Below are 3,272 nucleotides of genomic sequence, written 5' to 3'. Positions count from 1 at the left end.
AGCGCCTGTGTTGTAGGGAGGGTCGATGTAGATGGCATCGATTGAGTGCCGGTGTGTGTAGGTGAGCATCTGCAAGGCGTGGAAGTTTTCGGCATTGATTACTGAGTGGAAGGGCTTGTCGCCACCGCGTTCCACCCTTCCGGTTTCGACCAGACCGGGGTAGATGCGGTCCCGGAACTCTGCCACGACCACAAGGTCGTCGGCCGGCACGATCTGGGTGTCCGGATTCTCCGTGTCCAGCTCGGATAGGTGGGCTGCTCGCTGTCCCTCGGTGCGCTCGATCCTGGTGATGCGCCACAGACGAGAATCTCCGGTTTTAGTCTCGCCCCTAGGCGGCAGGACACGTACTTTGTCGCCGCGTCGAATTGGTCTTCCAGGAAGCTCGACAGCTTCGGGCTGGTGCTGTTCGAAAACGAGGCCGAAAGTACGACGTTTCGTTAGCGCATTAATCTCCGCTTCGAGATCCTTGCCAAGCTGGGGATCGGCCTTTCGCGCCTGTCGCATCAGTTCACTCAGTCGTGACAAGCGTCGTCCTCTTCATCGTAGCCAGCGCGAAACGCCGAAGTATTGGTTAGTATCCTGATTTTCAGGCTATCAATCGACCGACCTTACCCATCCAAGGCGCGCACGGTTAGCGACCTCCAGCCGCGCGCAAGCATTCGTGGTGCGAAGAAGAAAAGATGGTTGACCAACACTTCCGATGTTCCGTCCAGCTCTTTTGAATTCGGAACCATTCCTTCGTATGGAGACAGTCGATTTTGGAGTGCAGAATTACCCAGGACGGGACCTTATCTCGGGCAACCACTGTGGCGGGTTAGATGGAGTCGTGGTGTGCATGGGATGTCCCTTCTTACCAGGGTCAGTCCCGAGAGGGCAGGATGTCTCCCGCAGCGAGCTGCAGCTGGTAGGCAGCCTGATGCGCATCGGAAAGGGCCGTATAGAAATCGGCGAGCGCGCAGGTGTTCAGGATGCTTTCGTTGCTGGCTTGGTATGCCGTGCGGATTGGCCGGTTGCGTTTGGTGCGTGGGGCCTTGGGTGGTGGGGTGCAGGTGAGGTAGCGGAGGGCGTCTGTGGCTGTGGTGAGCTCTTGGGCCCCGGTGTTGGGGTTCAGGGTGCCCCAGCTGCTGTTTTCGGTGAGATGGTCGCGCAGGTCGGCAATGGTGATCGCTGCCGTGTTCAGGGCGTCCCATTCGTTGATGCGCGCTGTGGGCTGCGCGTGGTGCGCAGCAGCCCATTGCCGGAGTTCGTCGCGGCGACGTTCATATTCCGGGATCCGATGGAACGAGATGCCGACACTCAAGACAACCACCCCGATTCCCACCCAGATCGCTGTGGGGACAGCGGTGCCGAAGAAACCTGGACGCAGCGTCAGGGGCGCATTGATCCAGGCGAGCGCACCGGTACAGAAAACAGCGACGAGCCCCAACATCACCGGCACGGCGATCGCCGGAACGATCAGACCAGTCAGCGGACCGATGCGACGGGCCTCGTACTCTTGGCGCTCGCCGTCGACGATGAGCTTCTGACGGGTGGTTGGGTCGACGACTGTGCAGACCGGGGTGGGGGCGTGCACGGTATGTGTCCGGGTGGTGTTCATGTGGTCTCCTTCGGGACGGGTTTTAGTGGGGTACTCAGCGCAGCCGGCCGGAATGCTCGACGAGGGACAGTGCAGCCAAGGTCAGGCCGCAACGCATCTTCCCGGAGTGGATCAACGAGCCCAGCTGCCCGTGGGCTATCCACCGTGAGGTACCACCGGTCTCGGGGTCCACGTGATCGGTAGGGATGTTCGCTGCCTGGGCGAAGTAGACGTCGATCTTGGTGTCCAGGATTCCTGTGTCGGCGAAGACCGAGCCCATATGCACCAGGTCGCAGGCTTCGATTCCGGTCTCTTCACGCAGCTCACGCCGCGCCGCGTCCTCTTGTTCCTCATGAGGGTCCGTGCCACCACGAGGGAATCCGGTGATGGTCTGGCCAACCGGAAGGCGATACTCGTCGACGACACAGAAATAGTTGAGGCCACGGACGTTCACCACGGGAACGATAACCACGCCCCTGCCGCTTCCAGCAGTGACGACGATATGCCGTCCCGGCTTGCCGTTATGCAACGTGAAGGGCACCTGCCGGATCGTGGAGAACCGGTCGGCATGGATGAGGACACTCTGCAGCGCCGTATTGGACGTGTCATGTTCTTCTCGAAGTGCCTTGCTGGTTTTCATGGAGATCGCCTCCTGGCGGGTAATACCGGCTGAAAATGCTGCTATCCCTTGGATGGGCCGGCGAGCGCCCGGGGGGGTGTGCATGCCTGGGAGGTCAGGCAGCGGGCTGGCCTCTTATGGAAGTAAGGCCCGTTTGGCGTGCTGTTTTCCGCTCGGGCGGGTTAGCGCCGGGAAGGGGAGGTGTGGAAGCGTCCGGCTAGGAATGAGGCGAAATGGTGGTTGGCGCGCATCATCGCTGTCACATCGGACACGGAAGGGGCCCCGCGCTGCCCGGAGGCCGAGAGTCTGCCCAGGACGCCGGAGCGAACTGCCCAGGCAGCTAGTTCGGCTTCGTTGACGTCGACTTCCTCGGTATGCCTGGTGGAGAACCCCACGAGGATCCTCATGGCTACGCTTCTTGGGGCTCGTGGCCATCAAGATGGGAGATCTCCACCTTGTTTCGCCGACCGCCGGAAACGGCCAGAGTCACGGTACGCCGATTGACCTGCTCGACCACGTACCAGCGACCCAGCACCGAGGCCCGATCCCCGGGGGAAATATTGGCTGCACTGACCACGACCGCCCCGGCATCGATCAGCTCCCGCAACTCTTCCTCGAGCTCGACCAGGCGCGCGGACTCCGCAGCCAAGAGTTCTTCTGCTCGCGCTCGCCGTTGGCCGGTGGGCGTGGTGTGGATGCTCATGGTGTGGTTGGCGACGGTGTGGGACGAGTTCAGGGTCCGGTTGAGGCGGTTGATGGTGCGGTTTTGCTTTTCGATCTTGCGTTGGAGTGCTTGGGTCTGGCGTAGGGATGGGTCCGGCGGGGTCGGTTGAGGGGTGGCCGGGCCGGGGGTGGTATGTCCCTGCTGCAGGTTTGTGGTGAGGGCGAAGTCATCGGCGAGCGCGGTTTGCGTGGCTTCGATGCGGTGGTGGTCTGGTTCGGTGTTGGTGGATCCGGGTAGGTGCCAGCGGTTTTTTGTTCGCTGGAAGCGCCAGCCAAGGCCGGTGAGGATGGTGTTGGCGCCGTCGCCTGCGGTGGTCCCGGTGATGGTGGTTCCCGTCTCCTCCATCTTTGGGC

The 3,272-nt window shown here is 61.8% G+C and carries 4 protein-coding genes and 1 pseudogene; all 5 read right to left on the bottom strand.

What is annotated here, in order from left to right; genetic code table 11:
* Positions 1 to 525: pseudogene (locus CIK75_RS02795) on the bottom strand (site-specific DNA-methyltransferase); the annotation flags it as partial.
* A 334-nt stretch (positions 526 to 859) separates the two neighbouring features.
* A complete protein-coding gene (locus tag CIK75_RS02790) occupies positions 860 to 1,597 on the bottom strand; it encodes a hypothetical protein (protein ID WP_096223157.1) in 738 nt (245 codons plus the stop codon).
* A gap of 34 nt (positions 1,598 to 1,631) precedes the next feature.
* Positions 1,632 to 2,216 (bottom strand): NUDIX hydrolase, encoded by a 585-nt coding sequence (locus CIK75_RS02785; protein ID WP_158225871.1) that lies wholly within the window; start codon positions 2,214 to 2,216, stop codon positions 1,632 to 1,634.
* A 161-nt stretch (positions 2,217 to 2,377) separates the two neighbouring features.
* Positions 2,378 to 2,602, bottom strand: a complete 225-nt coding sequence (locus tag CIK75_RS02780; protein ID WP_096223155.1) for a hypothetical protein — start codon at positions 2,600 to 2,602, stop codon at positions 2,378 to 2,380.
* A gap of 2 nt (positions 2,603 to 2,604) precedes the next feature.
* Positions 2,605 to 3,272 (bottom strand): hypothetical protein (locus CIK75_RS16145; protein WP_198962380.1); only part of this gene is annotated, 668 nt, incomplete at its 5' end.

It is taken from the genome of Glutamicibacter sp. BW78 (genome assembly GCF_002332245.1).
Taxonomy (GTDB): Bacteria; Actinomycetota; Actinomycetes; order Actinomycetales; family Micrococcaceae; genus Arthrobacter_H; species Arthrobacter_H rhombi_A.
Note: the sequence above shows the minus strand (reverse complement) of the source record. Positions and strands in the feature narration are given on the sequence as shown.